Origin of the sequence: Ferrimonas pelagia (genome assembly GCF_039543565.1) — a bacterium.
In the GTDB taxonomy this organism is placed as follows: Bacteria; Pseudomonadota; Gammaproteobacteria; order Enterobacterales; family Shewanellaceae; genus Ferrimonas; species Ferrimonas pelagia.
In genome coordinates this window covers 280,416-301,208 of sequence record NZ_BAABJZ010000006.1, presented here as the reverse complement: position 1 = coordinate 301,208, position 20,793 = coordinate 280,416, and the positions used below count along the sequence as shown (strand labels likewise).

General features: G+C 57.9%; 20 protein-coding genes. 6 read left to right on the top strand and 14 right to left on the bottom strand.

The genetic code is table 11. The features are described 5' to 3' along the window. Positions 1–14: 14 nt before the first annotated feature. Positions 15–731 (bottom strand): tRNA (guanosine(46)-N7)-methyltransferase TrmB, encoded by a 717-nt coding sequence (gene trmB / locus ABEA08_RS03215; RefSeq protein WP_345333247.1) that lies wholly within the window; start codon positions 729–731, stop codon positions 15–17. Positions 732–823: 92 nt separating this feature from the next. On the opposite strand from trmB, the gene mutY reads away from it, so the two are divergent. From mutY to ABEA08_RS03200, 3 genes are all read left to right on the top strand, one after another. Beyond that, positions 824–1,873 (top strand): A/G-specific adenine glycosylase, encoded by a 1,050-nt coding sequence (mutY, locus tag ABEA08_RS03210; protein WP_345333245.1) that lies wholly within the window; start codon positions 824–826, stop codon positions 1,871–1,873. Between the two features lie 50 nt (positions 1,874–1,923). Further along, a complete protein-coding gene (locus ABEA08_RS03205) occupies positions 1,924–2,196 on the top strand; it encodes an oxidative damage protection protein (RefSeq protein ID WP_345333243.1) in 273 nt (90 codons plus the stop codon). Between the two features lie 822 nt (positions 2,197–3,018). Continuing rightward, positions 3,019–3,693 (top strand): nitroreductase, encoded by a 675-nt coding sequence (locus ABEA08_RS03200; RefSeq protein ID WP_345333241.1) that lies wholly within the window; start codon positions 3,019–3,021, stop codon positions 3,691–3,693. Between the two features lie 393 nt (positions 3,694–4,086). On the opposite strand, the gene ABEA08_RS03195 is transcribed toward ABEA08_RS03200, so the two are convergent. The 3 genes from ABEA08_RS03195 to ABEA08_RS21995 all read right to left on the bottom strand — a co-directional run bounded on the left by ABEA08_RS03195 (position 4,087) and on the right by ABEA08_RS21995 (position 6,773). Beyond that, a complete protein-coding gene (locus ABEA08_RS03195) occupies positions 4,087–4,890 on the bottom strand; it encodes an SDR family oxidoreductase (protein WP_345333239.1) in 804 nt (267 codons plus the stop codon). A 444-nt stretch (positions 4,891–5,334) separates the two neighbouring features. After that, positions 5,335–6,453 carry a CaiB/BaiF CoA transferase family protein gene (locus ABEA08_RS03190; RefSeq protein WP_345333237.1) on the bottom strand — a complete coding sequence of 373 codons (1,119 nt, stop codon included), beginning with the start codon at positions 6,451–6,453 and terminating at the stop codon, positions 5,335–5,337. Positions 6,454–6,578: 125 nt separating this feature from the next. After that, complete coding sequence (locus ABEA08_RS21995) at positions 6,579–6,773, bottom strand: hypothetical protein (RefSeq protein ID WP_425557318.1); 195 nt, start codon at positions 6,771–6,773, stop codon at positions 6,579–6,581. Here ABEA08_RS21995 and ABEA08_RS21990 point away from each other — a divergent pair. From ABEA08_RS21990 to ABEA08_RS03175, 3 genes are all read left to right on the top strand, one after another. Next, positions 6,723–7,643, top strand: coding sequence for an AraC family transcriptional regulator ligand-binding domain-containing protein (locus ABEA08_RS21990; RefSeq protein WP_425557317.1), 921 nt, complete (start codon positions 6,723–6,725; stop codon positions 7,641–7,643). The two genes, ABEA08_RS21995 and ABEA08_RS21990, sit on opposite strands and share 51 nt — an antisense overlap. After that, positions 7,526–7,849, top strand: coding sequence for a helix-turn-helix domain-containing protein (locus tag ABEA08_RS03180; protein ID WP_345333233.1), 324 nt, complete (start codon positions 7,526–7,528; stop codon positions 7,847–7,849). Before ABEA08_RS21990 ends, ABEA08_RS03180 begins: the two co-directional genes overlap by 118 nt. A 62-nt stretch (positions 7,850–7,911) precedes the next feature. Further along, positions 7,912–8,184, top strand: coding sequence for an oxidative damage protection protein (locus ABEA08_RS03175; RefSeq protein ID WP_345333231.1), 273 nt, complete (start codon positions 7,912–7,914; stop codon positions 8,182–8,184). Between the two features lie 86 nt (positions 8,185–8,270). Here the strand turns inward: ABEA08_RS03175 and ABEA08_RS03170 are convergent, their stop codons facing one another. The 10 genes from ABEA08_RS03170 to ABEA08_RS03125 form a co-directional block, all read right to left on the bottom strand. Beyond that, positions 8,271–9,824 carry a di-heme oxidoredictase family protein gene (locus ABEA08_RS03170; RefSeq protein WP_345333229.1) on the bottom strand — a complete coding sequence of 518 codons (1,554 nt, stop codon included), beginning with the start codon at positions 9,822–9,824 and terminating at the stop codon, positions 8,271–8,273. A gap of 188 nt (positions 9,825–10,012) precedes the next feature. Further along, a complete protein-coding gene (locus tag ABEA08_RS03165; RefSeq protein ID WP_345333227.1) occupies positions 10,013–11,161 on the bottom strand; it encodes an imelysin family protein in 1,149 nt (382 codons plus the stop codon). Positions 11,162–11,193: 32 nt separating this feature from the next. Then, positions 11,194–12,585, bottom strand: coding sequence for a hypothetical protein (locus ABEA08_RS03160; protein WP_345333225.1), 1,392 nt, complete (start codon positions 12,583–12,585; stop codon positions 11,194–11,196). A gap of 578 nt (positions 12,586–13,163) precedes the next feature. Further along, a complete protein-coding gene (locus ABEA08_RS03155) occupies positions 13,164–14,396 on the bottom strand; it encodes an NADH:flavin oxidoreductase/NADH oxidase family protein (RefSeq protein ID WP_345333224.1) in 1,233 nt (410 codons plus the stop codon). A 200-nt stretch (positions 14,397–14,596) separates the two neighbouring features. Continuing rightward, entirely contained in the window at positions 14,597–14,836 is a 240-nt protein-coding gene (locus ABEA08_RS03150; RefSeq protein WP_345333223.1) for a HypC/HybG/HupF family hydrogenase formation chaperone, read from the bottom strand. Positions 14,837–14,848: 12 nt separating this feature from the next. Continuing rightward, complete coding sequence (locus ABEA08_RS03145) at positions 14,849–16,579, bottom strand: Kae1-like domain-containing protein (protein ID WP_345333221.1); 1,731 nt, start codon at positions 16,577–16,579, stop codon at positions 14,849–14,851. Next, a complete protein-coding gene (locus ABEA08_RS03140) occupies positions 16,563–17,132 on the bottom strand; it encodes a HyaD/HybD family hydrogenase maturation endopeptidase (RefSeq protein ID WP_345333219.1) in 570 nt (189 codons plus the stop codon). Before ABEA08_RS03140 ends, ABEA08_RS03145 begins: the two co-directional genes overlap by 17 nt. Further along, a complete protein-coding gene (cybH, locus tag ABEA08_RS03135) occupies positions 17,132–17,809 on the bottom strand; it encodes a Ni/Fe-hydrogenase, b-type cytochrome subunit (RefSeq protein ID WP_345333217.1) in 678 nt (225 codons plus the stop codon). Before cybH ends, ABEA08_RS03140 begins: the two co-directional genes overlap by 1 nt. Positions 17,810–17,818: 9 nt before the next feature. Continuing rightward, entirely contained in the window at positions 17,819–19,516 is a 1,698-nt protein-coding gene (locus ABEA08_RS03130; protein ID WP_345333216.1) for a nickel-dependent hydrogenase large subunit, read from the bottom strand. Beyond that, positions 19,513–20,664 (bottom strand): hydrogenase small subunit, encoded by a 1,152-nt coding sequence (locus tag ABEA08_RS03125; protein WP_345333215.1) that lies wholly within the window; start codon positions 20,662–20,664, stop codon positions 19,513–19,515. The genes ABEA08_RS03130 and ABEA08_RS03125 overlap by 4 nt, the downstream gene beginning before the upstream one ends. Positions 20,665–20,793 lie beyond the last annotated feature (129 nt).

The following is a 20,793-nucleotide window of genomic DNA, read 5'->3' as shown; positions in this document are numbered from 1 at the left end:
ATGTATTACTAAAATCAGCTTTCGCGTTTATAGATCAGGTCCCACACGCCGTGACCTAGGCGTTGGCCGCGAGCCTCGAACTTGGTCAGCGGACGGAAGTCCGGACGCGGCACGAAATCGCCTTCGGTAGCGGTGTTAACAAAGCCCTCGGCTTCCTTCATCTCAAGCACCATATGCTCGGAGTAAGGTTCCCAATCCGTTGCCATATGGAACAGACCACCCATCTTCAATTTACGGCGGATCTCAACCACAAAAGACTCTTTCACAATGCGACGCTTATTGTGACGCTTCTTGTGCCAAGGGTCAGGGAAGTACAGCTGTACCCGATCCAGAGACTCATCAGCGATGCAATCCGCCAGCACTTCAATGGCGTCATGCTCGTACACACGCACATTGGTCACACCCAGTTCTTCAGCATAGGCCAGACAGGCGCCAACACCCGGACCGTGCACTTCGATACCAACGAAGTTCTTCTCCGGCTCGGCTTTGGCCATCTCGACAAAGGACTTGCCCATGCCAAAACCGATCTCCAGTACCACAGGGGCTTCACGCCCGAACGCCTCGGCCAGATCAACCGGGCCGTTCTTATGCTCCAGGCCCATGGTTGGCCAAAACAGCTCCATTGCGCGCTCCTGACCTTTGGTCATCCGGCCTTCACGCTTTACAAAAGAGCGGATCTTGCGGTGACGCAAGTCCTCTTCCGGGACAACCGGCTTTTGCTCATCAGTCATCAGATATTCTCGCTTCGCTCTTCAAGCTCATTGCGGTGAACGCTACACTGGCGCCCACAAAAACGCGTGATTGTATTTTAGGTTGCCCACCGATGGAAGCGAACCCGACTCTCTTTGCAGATAAGATCCTAGCTTGGTACGACAAATTTGGCCGCAAAACCCTGCCCTGGCAGCTAAATCGTACCCCATACCGGGTGTGGCTAAGCGAAGTGATGCTACAACAGACGCAAGTCGCTACCGTCATTCCCTACTTCGAACGCTTTACTCAGCGCTTCCCAACCTTGACGGATCTGGCCAATGCCGAAGATGACGAGGTGATGCACCTATGGACCGGACTGGGCTATTACGCCCGGGCCCGTAACCTGCTCAAGGCCGCCAGACAGGTTCGAGATAAACATCGTGGCGAGTTCCCCACCGATATCGAGCGGGTCATCGACTTGCCGGGGATCGGCCGCTCCACCGCCGCGGCCATCCTCAGTCTGTCGCAGGATCAGCCCCACGCCATCCTCGATGGCAACGTCAAACGGGTGCTGGCCCGTCACCGGGCCATCGAGGGCTGGCCCGGTCAGAAGGCGGTGGAAACTCGGTTATGGCAACTGGCGGAGATCAATACCCCCGCCAGCAAAGTCCAGCCCTACAATCAGGCAATGATGGATATGGGCGCGATTATCTGCACCCGTAGCAAACCCAAATGCGGTGAGTGTCCAGTCAGCGATGATTGCATCGCCTATGCACAGGGGCGGCAGAGCGAATTTCCCGGCAAGAAGCCCAAAAAAGAGAAGCCGATAAAAGCCTGCTTCCTGCTTCTGCTGCGGCATGATGGTCAAGTCTATCTGCACAAACGCCCTGGAGTGGGCATTTGGGGTGGACTTTGGTGTCCGCCACAGTTGGATAACAAGAGGGCACTGGATAATGCCCTGTTGCCGCTCAAAGCCGACAAGGCGCCACAGATGCTGGCGCCGTTTCGTCACACGTTCAGCCACTACCATCTCGACATTCAGCCGGTCTTGGTGGAGCTGATGACTAAACCGGACCAGGTAGCCGAACAACAGGGCCGTTGGTATTGCCTCAGCTCGGAGCACACCATCGGCCTGGCTGCGCCGACAGAAAAGCTGCTATCTGAACTCCAGCGGTTGGGCTGATCCCCGCCTTCTGGTATAACTGCGCTAGACCCAATTAATAGGATGCAGCAATGGCACGCACCGTTTTTTGCCAATACCTGAATAAAGAAGCCGATGGCCTGGATTTTCAATTGATCCCGGGCGAAGTGGGCAAGCGGGTATTCGACAACATCTCCAAAGAAGCCTTTACCCTTTGGCAGAAGAAACAAACCATGCTGATCAACGAGCACAAGCTCAACATGATGAATGCCGACGACCGTCAGATGTTGCAAGACAACATGGTGAAGTTCCTGTTTGAAGGTGAAGAGATCCACATCGAAGGCTACAAGCCGCCGGAGTCCTGATCTCTCGCCTTAACGCACACAGCCCCGCCGAACGGCGGGGCTGTGGTGTTTCTAACGCTAGCAATTTCAGGCTTTTCGCCGGATACGGCAGACCATCCTACTCCATCCCAGTACCCCTGCTCGGCTATGGGCTAACGCGATAAAGCGGGGTTTTAAGTGCCATCTAATCGCCACTGTTGCTTGCGCTTTTCAAGCCTACCGTCTCCTGCCCAATGCTTCAGTGCGCAACTTTGCGTGGTAAGGCTCAGCAGGCCTCGTTGCACTGTTCACATGCTAAGGGAAGCGCCAAGTTTGCTTCCCTGCATCAGTCCTTCAGTCGTTGTGCGGCTGCTCTATCAAAGCTTCCAGCTCTGCTTCCCAGACAACGGCCTCGCAGCGGTCGTCATCGAAACGAAAGCTCACAGAAGTCAGCGGACCCGCTATCGCGCTCTAACATAAGCAGTGCTTTAGGCAACCACCACTTCCCGCCCAAACACAAACGCCACTTGTTTCTTTGCAGTCACTCAACCCGCCTCAAGCCTATGCTTTTCTCCCTCGGACATTCCAACGCACACAGGCCAATCTCAATATACAACCCATTGTTCAAATTTTGATTTTCATGCTGATCCGATGAACGCCGGCAATCCATTAGGGGGCAACTCATCTGCACAGACGACGACATGGAGTTCGGACAATGGTCGAATGAGCTTGCCGTCAATAACCGCTAAGAATATGTGGCACCATATTAGTTGCTGTTAGTACGCAAAGCGGTACCGTCATCGCCACCGTGACATCACAGAATTAAGCTCAAGGCTGAGCTTTCAAACAAGGAAGGGATCCACTATGACACACGTCGCCAAAGCAATTCTCCAACGCCGCTCTATCCGCGTTTACAGCCAACAATCGGTGCCGGAACAGACCGTGGCTCAACTCTTACTCAATGCGGGCCAATCAGCCTCCGGCAGCAATCTTCAACCGTGGAAGGTATACGCGCTCACAGGCGAAGCCAAGGATGCGCTGATCAACACTGTGGCTGATCGCGCCATGACCAACCCAAGGGGCGAAGCCGGTGGGATCCCCATCTATCCCGACCAGATGGACCCTATCTATCTTCAGCGTCGTAACGCCTGCGCCGAGTTGATGTATCAGGCGTTGCAGATCCCCCGGGAAGATAAAGTGGCGCGCCTGCAGCAGATATTTAAAAACTTCCAGTTCTTTGGTGCCCCGGTAGGGCTCATCATCACCATGGATCGAAAAATGGAAGGCTCACAACTCCTCGACTGCGGCATTTTCTTGCAATCCATCATGCTGCTGGCCGAAGAGCAAGGCCTAGCCACCTGTCCCCAGGCCAGTTGGTGCATGTGGCCAGATACGATCAATGAGGTACTGGGACTCGATCCCCAAGAAGTGGTCGTCGCTGGGCTGTCACTGGGCTACGCTGAGCCCGATGCCGCCGTCAATCAGATCCACCAACCACGTCAACCCGCCAAGCAATATATCTCCCTCCGAGGATTTTGATCAGCACTGGTGCGAAGCTCTATGCCGCCTCATGACTGACCCAAAAGATCAGACGACCCGCAATCGCCCTCGCTCTTCGCTCCGCCCCGCGTCCTCCAATGAGGTTAATGACGGGGCGACTTTCATGCGTCAGCAGCTTCACCATCTGTTGCCGGGCCTGTCGCTCCTGCTAAGCCAGCCTATAGCGGATGCTGCTGGCTGCCTAGGCGCAGTGCCCATCCAAGAACCTGACAAACGCTCATCAGCCTAGTCCGCGAGGCGCGTCCCCACGGCAACACAACCTTGCCTGTTATCCAGCCTGTCAGCGGACGCATTCCCTGTGCTGCGACCAAAGGCTCCAGCTACAAAAAAGCCGATGCGGTCGGCATCGGCTTTGTCACTCAAGATCCGACATCAAGCTTTTTTCATCTGCGGTACTCGGTTCATGCTGGCGTCGCCAAGCTGACAGCCGCCATCAACATCCAACACGGTGCCGGTAATGTAACGCCCCAGCGGAGAACACAGATAGACAACCGCATTGGCGATATCTTCTTTATCTCCCAAATCACCCAGTGAAATGCGCGCCTTCATCATCTGCTCAATTTCCGGTGTCGGTGCCAACCGGCGCATCCCTTCAGTGTCATTGATGGGCCCTGGGCAGATGCAATTAACCCGTATTCCCTCTCTGCCCCACTCGAGCGCCAAGTCCTTCACCAGCATGTTGATCCCCGCCTTGGCAGCGCCAACATGCGACTGAAACGGCATCGCCTTCACCGCTTGCTCGGCCGTGATAGCGATAAAGCTGGAGCCGGGCTTATTGCAGTGCTCATAGGCGGCACGAAACACGTTGAAAGTGCCTTGTAGATCGATATCCATCACCGTCTTAAAGCCGTTGGCACTGATGTTGGATGCGGGAGCCGGAAAATTACCCGCGGCTCCAGCAATCACAATATCTGGAGGACCAAAATGCTCGCGGGTCTGTTCAATCGTCGCCATCACTGCGCCAAAGTCCCGCACATCGGCAGAAAAAGCCAAAGCTTCTCCGCCTGCATGCTGACGGATCTCTTCCGCCGCTGCCTGAGCCTTTTCGCTATTGCGGCCTATCACTACGACTTTGGCACCATAGGCACTTAAGCCTTTGGCAATGCCCAGATTGATGCCACTGGTGCCTCCTGAAATATACGCAACCCGCCCCTTTAAGATATCTAACTGATACATCTGTATTCCTTCACCCCATCACTGTTGAGAAACCTAAGCAGCACCAGCAGTCCTCCACTTGTAGTTTCAACAGCCCAAATTCGTTGACTCGGCGCGACATCCACAACCACTTACGCCCTATAAAAATAGACCGACAGAACATCGACTAGCGCTCGCACTCTCCATTCCGATGACCAAGATCCCCATTGCCCCGTCGGCTCCAGATAGAGCCCGACAGCTTTCAATCCCTACCAGTCCACCGAATGGAACTTGAACTCTGCTTCGGTGCAGCGGCACTGTGCTTTCGATATTGGGGACGAGCTCTTCACATTCCTCTCTCGAGGCCGAGCCCGACATGCTATTTCAACCGACGGGCTTGGATTGCCATCCGCCCGCCCAATTCGAACCGACATTACCATCCACAGTCAGGGCCGTCCGGCATTTGGATAGATGCTTTCTTCCGGTTTACGACAATAGCTCGGAGATGTCATCAGCGCTCAGCCCAAGCTCCGAGAGGAGCGCGGGGCCATCTTCCCCTCGCCCCGATGGCGCTTTTGGCGTGGGCGCTGCTGTACGGCTGAACTTGGGCGTAGGCGCAGGCTGCATCACCCCGTCGATTTCCACAAAGCTTTTGCGAGCTTTAGCATGGGGGTGCTCGTGCGCCTTCCAGAATGGCAGAATGGGACTAAAGCAGGCGTCTGAGCCATCCAGCAATTGACACCACAGGCTTTGTGGCTTGGTCGCAAACAGATCCGTCAGGGCCTGGCGCAACTGATGCCACTTACGCGGATTACTGTGCCATTGAAGCCACTCGGGATCGCCCCCCACTAACTCAACAAACTGAGCAAAAAACGGCGCTTCAATCGGACCAAGAGCAACAAACTCCCCATCGGCACAAGCAAAGCTTCCGTAGTAACCACACCCGCCATCAAACAGGTTAATGCCACGCTGTTCTTGCCAGATCCCCGAACCTTTCAACGAAAACATCAGCGACATCAGGGCCGCGGACCCCTCGGTCATGGCCGCATCAATCACCTGCCCCTGGCCACTGCCCTTACTCTCCAGCAAGCCACACACCAACCCAAAGGCCAGCATCATGCCACCGCCACCGTAATCGCCCACCAGATTCAGAGCCGGCATCGGTGGCCGATCACCCGGGCCATTTGAGTACAGAGCACCGGACAGCGCGATGTAATTAATATCGTGGCCGGCAGTGTTCGCCAACGGTCCGTCCTGGCCCCATCCCGTCATCCGGCCGAATACCAACTTTTCGTTGCGGGCCAGACACGTATCCGGGCCCAGGCCCAACTTCTCCATCACACCGGGACGAAACCCTTCAAACAAGGCATCCGAACTTTCAACCAGCTTAAGCAGCGCTTCCTTTCCGCCTTCCGATTTGAGATCCAAAACAATGGAGCGTTTACCACGGCGGTTAATATCCACCGGCATCTGTGGTGCGGTTCCCTTTACCTTGCGCTCAACCGCGATAACTTCCGCCCCCATATCCGCCAGCATCATGCCAGCAAACGGTCCGGGGCCGATCCCCACCATTTCAATGATCCGATAGCCTGTTAACGGGCCCATAAACACCTCCCTTGTGCACGACGAACCTGGGCCCTCGGGCCTCAACGGTGCTCGTACCTATCCTCAAAACATAAACACCCCACAGCCATACGGCCATGGGGACAACGATCCAGCGCAGCGTGCGCTCAACGATAGCGAGCGTTGAGTTGCGCCAGTTCGCGCAAACTGGCGGGCACATCAAATCGCGCTCCATAGCGCTTGGCCAACTCATCGGCACGGCTGACAAAGGCCACTAAGCCATAGCTGTTGATGTATTGGAAAACGCCGCCATGATGCTGCGGGAAACCGATCCCCAGCACCGAGCCGATGTTGCCGTCCATCACCCGCTCCAAGACACCTTCATCCAAACACTTCACCGATTCGATGGCTTTGCGAAACAACAAACGCTCCAGCACATCAACCACCGGCAAACTCGCCGGCTGGGCATCGATCAACTCAACCAATCCCGGCCACACGGTTCTGTTTCCGTCGGCCGAGTAATCGTAGAAGCCACCATCATACTGGCGCCCCTTTCGTCCCGCCTCGACCATTCGGGGGATGACATCCAACTTGGCGGGCCGTTTCAGCAGGGCCGGATCCAGATCATGCTCGGGTTGGCGGTGATCACGGCGGAAACCCTGGGCGAGTCGTTGCAGCGGACGGTCGACTTCAATCGCCTGTTCACCAACAGCCTGATCGCAGAGCTTATCGACGAAGGGGAAACGGTTTGCTATCAATTGGTGCGGCGGCCCGGCTATGCCATCCACAGCCCCATTGCCATCGAACAAAATTTGATGGTGGTGCATCGCTTCCTAACCTGGTTGGCTCAAACACGTCTCCCCCTACTGGACGTCAACCTCGACTATCCAGCCTCACGCCGAGACCAAGAATACCTGCAGATGTTTTTCGACGTGCCGCAGCATTTTAACCAAGCCAGCAACTGCCTTCGATTTCACAAAGACGGCCTCAATCTCCCCAACCGACGCCAACCGACCGATCTCGAACGCTTTACCCAACGCGCGCCGGCGGATCTGTTTAACCCTCTCAAACAGACCCCGTCACTCTATCAACAGACGCGCGCCTGGCTGGAGCTGTGGTCGCCAATGGCCAAAGCTGCCCCAGCATCGATGTCGCCGCTAAGAACTTCTGCCTGTCCGAACAAACCTTTCGGCGCAAACTCAAACAGAGTGGCAAGACCTATCAGGAGCTGAAGGAGCGTGCCCGGCGCGACCGCGCCATCGAACTGCTGAGCCGCTCTCGCCTACCGATCGACCGGATCGCCGAGCAACTGGGTTTTGCCGAGCCCAGCTCATTTATCCGCGCCTTTCGCAGCTGGACCGGTCGGACTCCCGTCGCCTATCGCAATGCACAAGCCAGCCACTTTACCGGCAGCTCCACCCGCGAAATGCCGCGGTAGCGGTTGGGCTAGGGCATCCCATCTGGTATAACTGCGCAAGACCAAATTAAGAGGATGCAGCAATGGCACGTACCGTTTTTTGCCAATACCTGAACAAAGAAGCCGAAGGCCTGGATTTCCAACTGATCCCCGGCGAAGTGGGCAAGCGGGTATTCGATAACATCTCCAAAGAAGCCTTCGGCCTTTGGCAGAAAAAACAGACCATGCTGATCAACGAGCACAAGCTCAATATGATGAATGCCGACGACCGTCAGATGTTGCAGGACAACATGGTGAAGTTCCTGTTCGAAGGCGAAGAGATCCACATCGAAGGTTACAAGCCGCCCGAGTCTTAAAGCGCTCGCCAGCTGTCACGCGACGATGCTCGCTCACAAGCCCTGTCCCTGACAGGGCTTGTTGCGTATAGCCTCACTATACGCCGCTAGAGTGAACGCAGAAACGCCAGCAATTGTGCCCGCTCTTGCAGCACAAGCGCCGCAAAGGTATCCCGACTGGCTTGGGCTTCCCCGCCATGCCACAGCACCGCCTCTTCCAAGGTACAGGCACGGCCATCGTGCAAAAAGCAGGCTGATGGATTCACCGTCTGCGTCAAGCCTATCCCCCACAGCGGCCGGGTCTTCCACTCTCGTCCATTGGCCAGAAAATCATCCCGACCGTCCGCCAGCCCCTCGCCCATGTCGTGCAGCAGCATATCGGTGAACGGGTAGATCACCTGCGACAGCAGCGCGGCCGGCGCATCGACGCCGCCAAGCTGCTCGGAAGTCGCGGTGGTAAAGCTGGGGGAGTGACAACGGTGACAGCCGAGCTGGGCAAAAAGGCGCGCGCCTTCACGGACATCGCTGTCCTCGGCATTGCGCCGCGCGGGCACCCCTAGGGTCTCAGCATAAAACACCACGAGATCGCTAAAGCTCTGATCCGCCTCTGGCGCCCCCTGCTGATCCTCCCCTGTATCCACATATCCGGTCCGGGCCAAATAGTCCTCATGCAATGGCGTGCCCGCCACACTCTCCTGAGGAAACAATGGATTGGTGATCCCGATGTCACCACGCAGCGCGCCCAACGATTGCACCCGCACGCTGGGGGTATTGGCTTTCCAGCCAAAGCGACCCAGAGACACAGGCCGAGCATCCCCATCCCGCGCCTTGACGGCGTCATAGACCCAGTTGGGGCGCCCTGAGATCCCATCCTGATCCACATCCATCTCGTCGGCCAACGCCAAAATGTCCGCCTCCGGGATCAACTCAAGTAATCCCAAACCAAACACCGGCATACCATTGCGCAGCCCTGCCTGCACATTCGCCTGACCCAAGGCGCTGGCCGCAATATCCTCCGGCGCATCATAGGCATTGCTAAAATGGAATACCGGTTTGGACAGAACGACTTCGCGGCCATCGGGATAGGTAAAAGTGTGCGTCTGCCACGCCAGCCAAATATCGGCCTGACCGACGAAGTTATTGTGCTGCCAATCCGGCCGCGCCTTCAGCACGCCTCGATGAAACATCTGGGTGCCAAACCCCGGCACCGGCACCGGGGCGCAGTAGTCATTGGCCGCCGTGGGCTCGGTGCAGGCCTCCGAGCGGGCCAGGCTGATCCGAGCAAACAGGCCGGCATCGCTGCCCAGCTTCCTAGGCGTTGCCTCCCCTTTGATGGTTGAGGGCCGTCCATCGCGCTGATGACAGGCGTTGCAGTCGGCATTGTTGAACACCGGCCCTAACCCGTCCAACTCGGGGTGTGCCTCATTCGGGGCCGTGGTAAAGCGGGTTTCGAAATGCAGATCCCCCACCAGGTGCGCAGCGAGCTCCGCTTCGGTCAAATTCGGCGCTGGGGTGGAAAAGCCATGGCCAGAATGACTGGCATCGACCACACTGGTGCCTCCCCCCAGCAGGACAACATCCGTATAGTCAGGGTAAGCGGCAAGCGGCGGCTCGACAGGCCCCTTGTCGTCACTGCCACCGCAGGCGGTCAGCAGACACATGAGCGCCCACATTGAACAGCGCAAGCTGCGCTGCGAAGGGGGATCACTAGGTTTCATACTCATACTCACTTCATGGGGTGGCGCGATGCTTTCGCGCAGCTCAAACAGCACCGCGCAAGCTGCACCGCTCACCACGACTTAGCGCGCAAGGAAGCCCCTCGGACGAAGGGCCCCTCGACCAGCAATGCTCAGTTATTCCAGTCACTGAGCAATGGAATGACTTCACTCTCCAAACGGGTTTGCAGAGCCGCCAAGGCATCCACCGCGGACTGCACCCGAACGCGACCTTGTTGATCCAAGATCGCCTGACGGAAGGGCAGCGCTTGCGTCCCACCGATCGCCAAGATGGCATCAATGGCCGTTTGGATCTCCGCGTCGAGACGATCCGCCAATGCCTCATCACCGGCCCGCACCCAATCGTTCAGCCCCACCTTGTCACTGGCACCACTCAACTCACCCCGGTAGATGTTCTGCACACCCACGATGTTATCGGAGAAATCCTGCAGCGAGTTCCAGCTGTACTGAGACTCCACCAGAGAGGTATCGGCCTGAGCCAGGCTGGCGCCAAATGGATCGGCGATCTTGCCGTTACCCACCTCATCAACAATGCCGATCAAGCCCTGCACCAGCTCCTCGATCACCGCCAGATCGGAGCCATAATAGGCGTTACCCGAGTCCTTCAAGGCCGCGCCATACGCCTCGCCGCCGTTGTAGCTCACGGTCCAGGCCTGCTCCAGCTCGCCGGAGTAGTCGACCGCCACTTGCGCCAAGGCCACCAGATACGCCAGCTCGGCGCCACTCATCGCCTCGATCGCCTTGTCGTTATCGGCAATGCCGTCGCCGAACAGCAAGAACTCCATGGTATGAAAGCCCTGCACATCGTCATTCCAGGTCTTGATGCTGTCGGCGTCAAAGCTGTCGTTGGTCGCCAGTTGTGCCTGCAGATCTGTGGTGTTCAGCGGCCAGCTATCTAGGTGGGGATCAATACTGAGTGCGTCGATCGGGCCGAAGATATGGGCCTCACCCTGCTCCCAATAGCGCCGCGCCGCTTTCCACGCGTCCTGCGCCGCCACCAGATTGGCCTGAGTGGGATCGTTACGCAGGTTGTCCGCCGCCAGATGCAACGCCTCCATCCCAGCGGCCAGCTGTTGATAGCCTGCGACGATCACGTCGTCGGTCAGATTGTCGATCAACAGGCTGGCATCAAAATCAAAGCCCGTCGGCGGCTCGAGTGTGTCGTTGCCGTCACCGCCGCTGCTGCCGCCGCACGCGGCCAGGGAGATCGCTGCGGTCAACGCCAGCGCAATAGGAGAGAACGAAGAGAAGGGGATATTCATTGTTGGTTTTCCTTAACATGAAGATGAAGCACTTAAAGTTCAAATTGATAGCCGAGGCTCAAACTGAGAAAGTTGCTGTCTGGAATGTTGCTCTGGGCTACCGACTCGCGGCCAAATTCGGCCTTAAACACCAGCTGTGCCAACGGCAGATAATTGAATCCTGCGCTGAGCCAATCCCGCTCAAATCGCGCGGTGCCACTGCCACTTTCAACCTGCTTCAGCGGATCGCCGTGCTCAATATTGGCAAAGGCGATCAGCGGCGACGACCAACCCAACCACGGCGCCAGATCGACGCCCGCCTCGACAAACCAGGCCTCAGACTCACTGCCGAGTTGGGCAAAGTTGCCCGGGTCCAAACCTGGCGTGGATTTGTTGGCCAGAGTGATCGCATCCGCATCGTCGAGCTGGCCATACAGGTATTGGGCCCGCAGCGTCCAGGGCCCCTCGACAAAGGCCGCGTGCAGATCCCAGATCTGCACCCGACCATCCACATCCAGCTTGTTGGTTTTATGCCGATTGCCGCTGGTATCCCCGACGTAATAGGACACGCCCACGGCGCTGCCCTGCTTGATGTCGCCCCAGTCCAGCCGCAACACCGTGGCCAGTTGATCGGCGTTGACGGTCTCAAACCGACGCTGATGACCCGTACTCACCCAGCCATAGCTACGGAAATATTCGGAGTTCAACCCTGTCACCAGTTGCGCCTGGTAGTGCAGGCTGCGCCACTGACCAAACACGCCGACACCGGTTTCATGCCAAACCGCCGGGATCAACGACTCAATCGAGCGATGGCGCTGTGCCGTCAGATACTCGGTGGGCTTATGCAGTGCAGTGGTCATGCCGATGGGCACATGAATGCGCCCCGCTCTAACCCCAAACAACGGGTTTGGCTGATATTCGATCTGGGCCTTTTCGATGATGATCTCACCACCCGCCTCGATCTCAGACTCAAACTCGCCAAACTCCTCGAAGCCGTCGTATTCCAGCGCAGCGCCTGTACCGCCGTGCTCGTATTCGATCTCCACTTCAACCGACCAATGCGCGTCAAAACGATAGCCAAATTCGGTCACCACGCGCTCCAGATCGGCCCGATCACGCCGCTCTCCCGTCAGATCCTGCGTATTGTGGTAAATAACCGCGTTGTGCCACGCCACGCTGCCATACGAGGCAAACGAAAACCCCATGTCCGATTGCGTCGCGGGCAACGCCGTCACGCTTTGGTCACTGTCTTGTTTCCCATCGGACGGACGCAACGCCGCGAGCTCGTCCTGCAGCGCTGCCAACTCGGCTTGCTGGCGTTGTAACTGCGCTTCCAGTGCCGCCATCGAGGTTTGGGCTGCCGCTGGCAGCCCCATACCCGCGATCAGCAAAGCCGCGGGGCTCACCTTGACGCCCGCCATGCGCCACTCAATCCATTTGTTCATTTTTGGCCCCCCTTAAAAACAACGAAATAATAATCGATCTCATTATCATTCGCAACGTGGTTGCTACAAAATCCACAACATAGGNTGAGCAGTGAGCAGTGAGCAGTGAGCAGTGAGCAGTGAGCAGTGAGCAGTGAGCAGTGAGCAGTGAGCAGTGAGCAGTGAGCAGTGAGCAGTGAGCAGTGAGCAGTGAGCAGTGAGCAGTGAGCAGTGAGCAGTGAGCAGTGAGCAGTGAGCAGTGAGCAGTGAGCAGTGAGCAGTGAGCAGCACAAGAGGTGTGCCCCGATCGTGAGGCCGCATATGGCGCGCCAGCGCGGGTTTCTCCCGCTACGCGCTGCAATGGCGTGTTCCCAGGCATGACGTTTGGGCGATAAACCGGGGCAGGAGCAGGCTAACTCTGAGCGAAATGAGGAGCGGCGCCTATGTGGAGGCCGTGCCCAAAACCGGGATGCAGCGCAGCCGATGAGAAAGGCGCCGAGCACCCCAGCATCAAGTGGGGCGCGCGCAATAATAGTGAAGAAGGTTCGACGCAGCCTGACAGGCGACGCCCATCATCGCAGGCTTCGCCGCTTGAGTGCTTAGGCCCTGCGCTTGATAAAAGCGTGTGTCCCTAAGGCTATGAAGATCTCGACTAACACCCCCCAAGCCGACAAACGTGGCTTGGGCGACTTCCCTTGAGCCATCCGCCTAAGCTGGGCCTCATACCAGGTAATATCGAGCATGGCAGCCCGATCCAGCGCTTTAAATCCTGTGGTTCGACGGGTCACATCAGCGACAAAAGCCGGATCCGCCAACGCCCGCGTCGGCAGATCTGGGATCAACGCCATCGAGCGCGCCACCCCCACCATGTCCGTCACCTTATCGGCAACGGCTTGCTCCATCGCCTTGGTGGAGCGAAAGCCACCGGTGACCACCAGCGGGGTGTCTATCCGCTGACGCAGCAGCTCGGCATACTCCAGGAAATACGCTTCGCGTTTCAGGGTGGATGCCTTAACCCCGGCGCCCACCATACTGGGCGACTCATAGGTGCCGCCGGAGATCTCGATCAGATCCACCCCGGCCTCGGCCAAGGCTTCCACCACCGCCATCGACTCCGCCTGGCTAAAGCCATCCTTCATGAAATCCGCCGAGTTCAACTTAATGCCCACCGGGAATGTCGGGCCAACGGCCTGGCGGATCGCTCCGAAAACCTCGAGCACAAAGCGTTGCCGCGCCTCACTGCTGCCGCCCCATTGATCGCTGCGCTGATTATGCCGAGGCGACAGGAATTGGCTGATCAGGTAACCGTGCGCCGCATGGATCTGAACCCCATCAAAACCGCACGCTTTGGCCTGCTTCGCCGCATAGGCAAAGGCATCGATGGTGGCGAGGATCTGCGCCTCGGTCATCGCCTTAGGCGTATTAAAATTGCTTTCCAGGCCACGCCCGAGCGGGATCGCGGAGGGAGCGAGCGGCTCTTTGCATAACATTGCGGGGATCTGCTTGCCGGGATGATTCAGCTGCATCCACAGCTGGGTGTCATGACCGCTGCCCTGCTCCGCCCATTGGCGAAAACGGGCCAGATCGCTGTGCTTGTCCAGCACCACATTGCCCGGCTCGCCCAGCGCGGTGCGATCCACCATCACATTGCCAGTCACCGAGATCCCCACGCCGCCTTCGCTCCAGAGCCGATACAGCTGAGCCAGTTGCGGAGTCGGATCATGGTGCCGATCGCCGAGCTGTTCGCTCATGGCCGACTTAAAGAAGCGGTTCTTGATGGCGAGTGATTCATTGAGTTTAAGCGGTGAGGCTAGGATCAGATCAGCGTCCATGGATCGTCTCTTTTCAGTGAAGTGGGTACTGGTATGGCCAGTGTGTTTCTGTTCTACCCCATTTCCTGCTCAGAAGAAAGGTCAGTTCCAGCTAAGAGGACAGTAAAAACAACAAAGCGGCAAGCCGGGAATGCTCCCCACTTGCCGCTGCTTGGCGTCAGCTCCTGCCCAAGCGTTATCGCCCGGGCAGCCACTCTCGGTTAGATCGTGCCCGCTTCCATCTTCTCGACGATCTCACGGTACAGTTGCAGGCTATCCAGCGCCCGCGCCTCGTCGATGATCTCCATGGCAAAGCCATGTGAGATCAGGACATAGTCCCCGACCTTGATCTCTGGCAGCAGGTGCACCGAGGTATGCCGGGTTCGCCCCAGCGTGTCGACTTCGGCGATATCCGTCTCTGGCTCCAGCGACAACACCTTGGAGGGTACGGCAAAACACATGACAACGCCTCCTTAAGCGGGCTCAGCAGCCGCCGCGGCCTGCCCCTTGATCTCCGCCAGATCGGCCGGATCAACAAACAAACCGCCCATTGCCAGTGTCGCACCGGCGAGATCCAGCGGGCTGGGCAGGCGGATCTTAACGTTGCGATCGAGTCGGCTGAACAACCTATCGAGCAACACCGGATTTTCAAATTCATCCCCTGCCAAGATCACCTCATCCAAGCCGTAGTCAGCATCAAGCTGCTCAACCCAGGTGGCAACAAAGTCACAGAAAGAATCGATAAACCCGTAGGCCAGTGCCGAGGCGCTCTCGGTACCCGCTAAGCGATAGCTCAGGCAGGATTGGAAGGCCCGCAGCCACTGCAATTCGAGTGCGCCGTCACCACCCGCTAGCTCGGCGTCAATACGAGGAGCAACCGGACTGTCGTGCTGCAGTGCACTGGCGATCAGTGCCTCTGCAGCCATTGCCTGATCGTCATCCGACGTTGGGATCTCCAGCTCCAGCAACCAGGCTGCCATCGCCATGGCATCACTGACGCTGCCACCCACGATCAGCTCACTGCGCTCAGCCCGCGCCAAGCTGTCGCCAAACGCACTGCGGCATCGCTGCATTAAACGGGCTGATGACTCGTTACGCGCCTCGATATCATTAAGGCACTGCCGCACCGAGCGTTTGATCTCGGGCAGGCGGACCAACCAGCGGTACTGACCGCTATCACTGCGATATAACAGTCCGGAATCATGCCGCTTACTCAGATAGAGCACAGCGCTGCGCTTGGGCACGCGATCCTGACGGCGTACCCCTTCCAGGGCCGCTGCCGCCGCTAACGGCAACGCCGTATCTGCCTGGGTGGTGGGTGAAAACGCGATCTTTTCCCCATCCCAGCGCGCTTCGATCCCCCGATAGCAGCTGCGCTGTTGCCGCGGTGGATGGGTGATCAGGCTTTGCACGCCCGGTTGCGACAAGGCGATCGGGGTTTGATCACAATGGCTCAGCTGCAGCGGGACAAAGCGGGAGCGGATCGCAACGGCGCAGATCCCCCGCGCGGCCAGCGCGTCACACAGCGCCAGCGTCAGGCGTTCATCCGCCAGCTGAACCTGATAAAGCGCCCGAGGCAGGTTATGGGCCACCACGAATTCATAGCGCGGCACCAGTCGCAACTGCGGTTTTTCCAGGCCACTCAGTGCCAACTGGCCGATGCGGCCTATATGCAGGGCGTCCGCCAAGGCTTGAGGCTGACAGAACAGCAAGGCCTCGTCAGCGGGCGTCACGTACTCCAGCAAGAGCAACTCCCGATGGCCGTGGCGACAATCAAATTCGGTGCGTCCGTCGAGCAACAGCGCATCAAGATGACGCTGCACCCAACGCTCCAGCGTGGCATGCTCTGCCAGCCAGTGGCCGTCACTCACGCTGTCGCAATGGCGGCAACTGTGGCTTGGCAGATCCCGGCAGTGACGACAGTAGGTCATCTCCAGTCGTGACTCCGCCAACGGCTGAGCCTCACCATCGAACTGCTCGATCGCCTCCGTCTCGCTGTGCGTCAGCCAGCAGGAGAGCGGGAAGGTCTTGCCTATCAGCTCCGCCAGCGCCGACAGCTCGGCCTCATCGCCCTCAGCCTCGATGGCGTAGCCCTGCTCGGTACGACCGATGGTTTTCACCAGAGGGTGCTGCAAGATCTGATTACACAGGCGCGCGTAGATCGGCACCGCCTGCTCAGTGTGGAAACTAAAGCGTAGCTTCATGCTGTCCCTCGTCGGATCCAAAGTGACAAGAGCGCGCGGCGATCTCGTTAATGTCCGGCTGCGCCAGCTCGATGCAGTCCAGGCCTAGACTGCGTAAATGTTTCAGCAATGCCTGCTCCATCAGCGGCACCGCCTGCTGCACCTTGTCGGTCAACGCAAAGCTCATCGATTCAAGCACCTCGGGGATCACACCGAGAATAAAGGTTTGGGGTCGGTCACCGACCATGTCCATCATGGTCAGCGTGTGCAACATCTCCACTTCGTGGGCGCTGCCCTGGAAATCGATATGGTGGGGCACGAGATCGAAGTCAAAGAAATAGACATCGCCGTGCTGCCCTTGGGTCGAGTGAATGGTATCGAGCACCACCACTTGATCGTACTGAGTGATCATCGGGATCAGGGCATGGGCTAACGTGCCGCCATCGGCGAAATCCACGTTAACCGGCCCGTCGATCCGATACTTATTTTGGAAATAGTGGGCAAAGTGTACGCCGATCCCTTCATCGGCGTACAAGACATTGCCTATCCCAAGGATCAGGATATTTTCTGGCATTACTTCTCTTCTGTGTCGGCTTTATGGGTGTCGTAACCTGAGATGATGGTGTCCATCGAGCTGCCCAGTCGCACGGCGCTAAATACCGCCATGTAGATATGAACAGGCAGGAAGATGATGAATACCCAGGTGCCGATATGGTGCCATTCCCGCACCGGTGCCAGGCCGCCAAACAGTGCCGTAAACCACTCTGCCAGTGGGTAAAGAGCCCCACCCAAGCCGTCGTGATAAACGTTGGCGTGCAGCACCAGTCCGGTCACACACATGAACACGGCAGCCAGGCTCACCGCCAGGTAGGCGACAAATTGCAGCGGACCGTAGATCCCCTTCTTATGCAGCTTCTCCCCCATAAAGAGGTAGGACTTGAGATTGATGATCCAGCTATTGGGGCTGATCACATCGCCAATGGAGCGGCGCTCAACGTCATTGCGGCTAAAGCAGAACAGATAGGCCCGGTACACAGTCACAGCACACAGCACAAACCCGGCCACCAGGTGGGCAAAGCGCACCCAGCCCTGTTGCAGGTTGTCGCTGCCACCGTACGGCATCAGAAACGGCCAGGCGATGTAGAAGCCGGTGCCGATCAAGATGAAGATACTGAAGGCACGCAGCCAGTGTCCCCACATGACCGCAGGGCCAAAGACTTTATCCCGGGTGTACAACTTACTCGCTGACATACCCACTCCTTAGGCGGTACCCACTTGGAATTGGCCCAGATCCGTCCCTTTGTAATCCATTACATGCACCGCACAGGCCATACAAGGATCGAAAGAGTGGATCACGCGGATGATCTCCAGCGGCTTGGCCGGATCTTCCAGCTTCATGCCGATCAGAGAGAGCTCATACGGCCCTTTCTTACCATTGGCGTCCATCGGTCCGGAGTTCCAGGTCGTCGGCACCACGGCCTGGTAATTCTCGACCTTGCCGCCTTTGATGCGGACCCAGTGCGACAGCATGCCGCGGGGTGCTTCAACCATCGAGTGACCAACGTACTCCTCGCTGTCCTTCATGCCCGGATCGACGTAGGTCTCCTCGTCCACCAGGATGTTGTCCACCAGCGCATCGAAGGTTTCCAGCGCCGCTTCGGTCACCAAAGTAGTCTGCAGCAGACGTGCCGCGGTGCGGCCCAAGGTGGTGAACAGCGCTTCGATCGGCAGACCCGTGGCGGCCAACAGACCATCCACCGCCTGCACCACGCGGCTGTTGCCCTTGGCGTAGTTCACCAGCAAACAGGCCAACGGCCCCACTTCCACCGGCTCACCGTCGTAGCGCGGCGATTTCACCCAAGTGTACTTGCCATCGCCATCGACGGTTGGCAGCTCACCATAAACGGTGTCACGCTTGGTAAAGCCTGTGTAGTTCGGCTCAGTGACGCCGTCATAGGGGTGCTTGGCGTCGCCATCCTTGTACCAGGCGTGGGTGACGTCCTCTTTGATCAGGGTATGATCGATCTCAGACACACCGGCTAGATCGCCTTTCATGATCACGCCGCCTTCGAACAGGTACTGGCCGCGACCGATGGCGAAATCCTGACAAGCCAGGAAGCTGTTGACGCCCACGCCCTTGAGTACCGAACCTTCGGTCTTAAATTGGGCTGCGGCCATCAGCACATCCGGCAGATAGGCACGGTTGATGAAGTCGGCGACCTCGCCATGCTTCTGTTTCCACTCCTGCAGACGAGCAGGGCTAAGTGCATCACGCACACAGGTTACCCCGCCCACCACCAGCGACTGCGGGTGTGGTTGCTTACCACCGAAGATGGCCAGCATCTCCGCCGCCACTCGCTGCACTTCCAGTGCCTTGAGGTAGTGGGAGACCGCGATCAGGTTCTGCTCCGGGGTCAACTTGTAGGTGCCGTTGCCCCAGTAAGCATTGGCAAACGGCCCCAGCTTGCCGGAAGCAACCAATTTAGCCACCCGCTCCTGTACCGCGCGCAAGTCGCCTTCACCGGCAGCGATCGGCTTATCGGTCCAGCGCATCGCTTCCTGCGCCGCCGCCGCGGGATCAGCACTTAACGCCGATACCACATCCACCCAATCCAGCGCGTGCAGGTGGTAGAAGTGCACCACGTGATCGTGCATGTACAAGGAGGACTGCATCAAAGAACGCAACAACTCGGCGTTGTAAGGGATCTTCACATCCAGCGCGTTTTCAACCGCCTCAATACCGGCACGGTAGTGAGAAAAGGTACACACCCCGCAGATCCGCTGCACCAGCAAACCGGCATCCATAGGACTGCGACCCTTCATGATGGTCTCAATGCCACGCCACAAGGTCGAGGAGGACCAAGCATCGGTGATCACATTGTTCTCATCCACTTCCACTTCGACCCGCAAGTGGCCCTCGATCCGGGTAATAGGATCAACAACAACACGCTTACTCATGCTTCATCCTCGGCTTTTTCTTTATTTTTAGTGAACACAGTGGCAACGGCATGGGCACCGATCCCAACGGCGGTAACGCCGAGCACCGCGGCGCCGATGGCATCGGCGGTCTTATCCAGACTGTGGATCTCGCGGCGTCCCAGTGGCTTCTCAAAGTCCGCCATGGTGTCCCAGAAGTGCGGCTCTGAGCAGCCAATGCAGCCGTGACCCGCCAGAACCGGCCAGCTGGTGTGATGGTTGAAGCGCTCGGTGGGGCAATTGTTGTAGGTATACGGCCCTTTACAACCTACCTTGTACAGGCAGTAGCCATCCTTCGCGCCTTGATCGCCAAAGGTTTCGACAAACTCACCGGCATCGAAACGACCGCGACGTTCACAGTTGTCGTGTACCCGCGCGCCATAGGCCCAACGTGGACGGTTGAACATATCCAGCGGTGGCAATTTGCCGAACATGATGAAGTACATCAGGGTACCGACGATGTTCTTCTCTGACGGTGGGCAGCCACCGAGATTGACCACCGGCTTGTTGATCACCTCCATCACGCCTTTGGCTTCAGTCGGGTTCGGCTTGGCCGCCTGAACCCCACCAAACGCGGCACAGGTGCCGACCGAGATGATGGCCGCGGCGCCGTCGGCGCACTCTTCGATGATCTGCATGCCGGTGTGGCCTTTACAACCGACGGTCAGGAACGCACCGTTGTTGGCGGTTGGGATCGCCCCTTCCACGGCCAACAGGTATTGCCCTTTGTAGGCCTCCAAGGCGTGCTCTAGATTCTCTTCCGCCTGCCAACCGGATGCGGCCATCAGCGTCTCGTGGTACTCCAGCGAGATGTGATCGAAGATCAGGGTATCGACGGTGGGCGTATCGGCGCGAATGAGCGACTCAGAGCAACCGGTGCATTCGGCCATATGCAGCCAGATAAGCGGGATCCGGTTGGCCACTTCCGCCGCCTTGGCGACCATAGGCGCAAACGACATCGGCAACGACAGCACCGCAGCGGTGGTCGCACTCCATTTCATGAAGTCACGACGGGAAACCCCTTGCGCTTCCATGCTGTCTTGCAGTGACACTTGCTTAAGCGGCGCTTGCGCAGCCAACTCATCCAAACGCGTGCGACAACGCGCCATCAAGGCATCGTATTTATTCATTTGAGCGCCTCCGGCAGTCGCATTACTGAATGAATGGCGTGTGCCGTCTTCCCTTTCGGCGGCACCACGATCAAAGCGATAAAGCCTGTTTTCATCTCTTAATCCTCAAGTCCATCGAACCAATGGCAA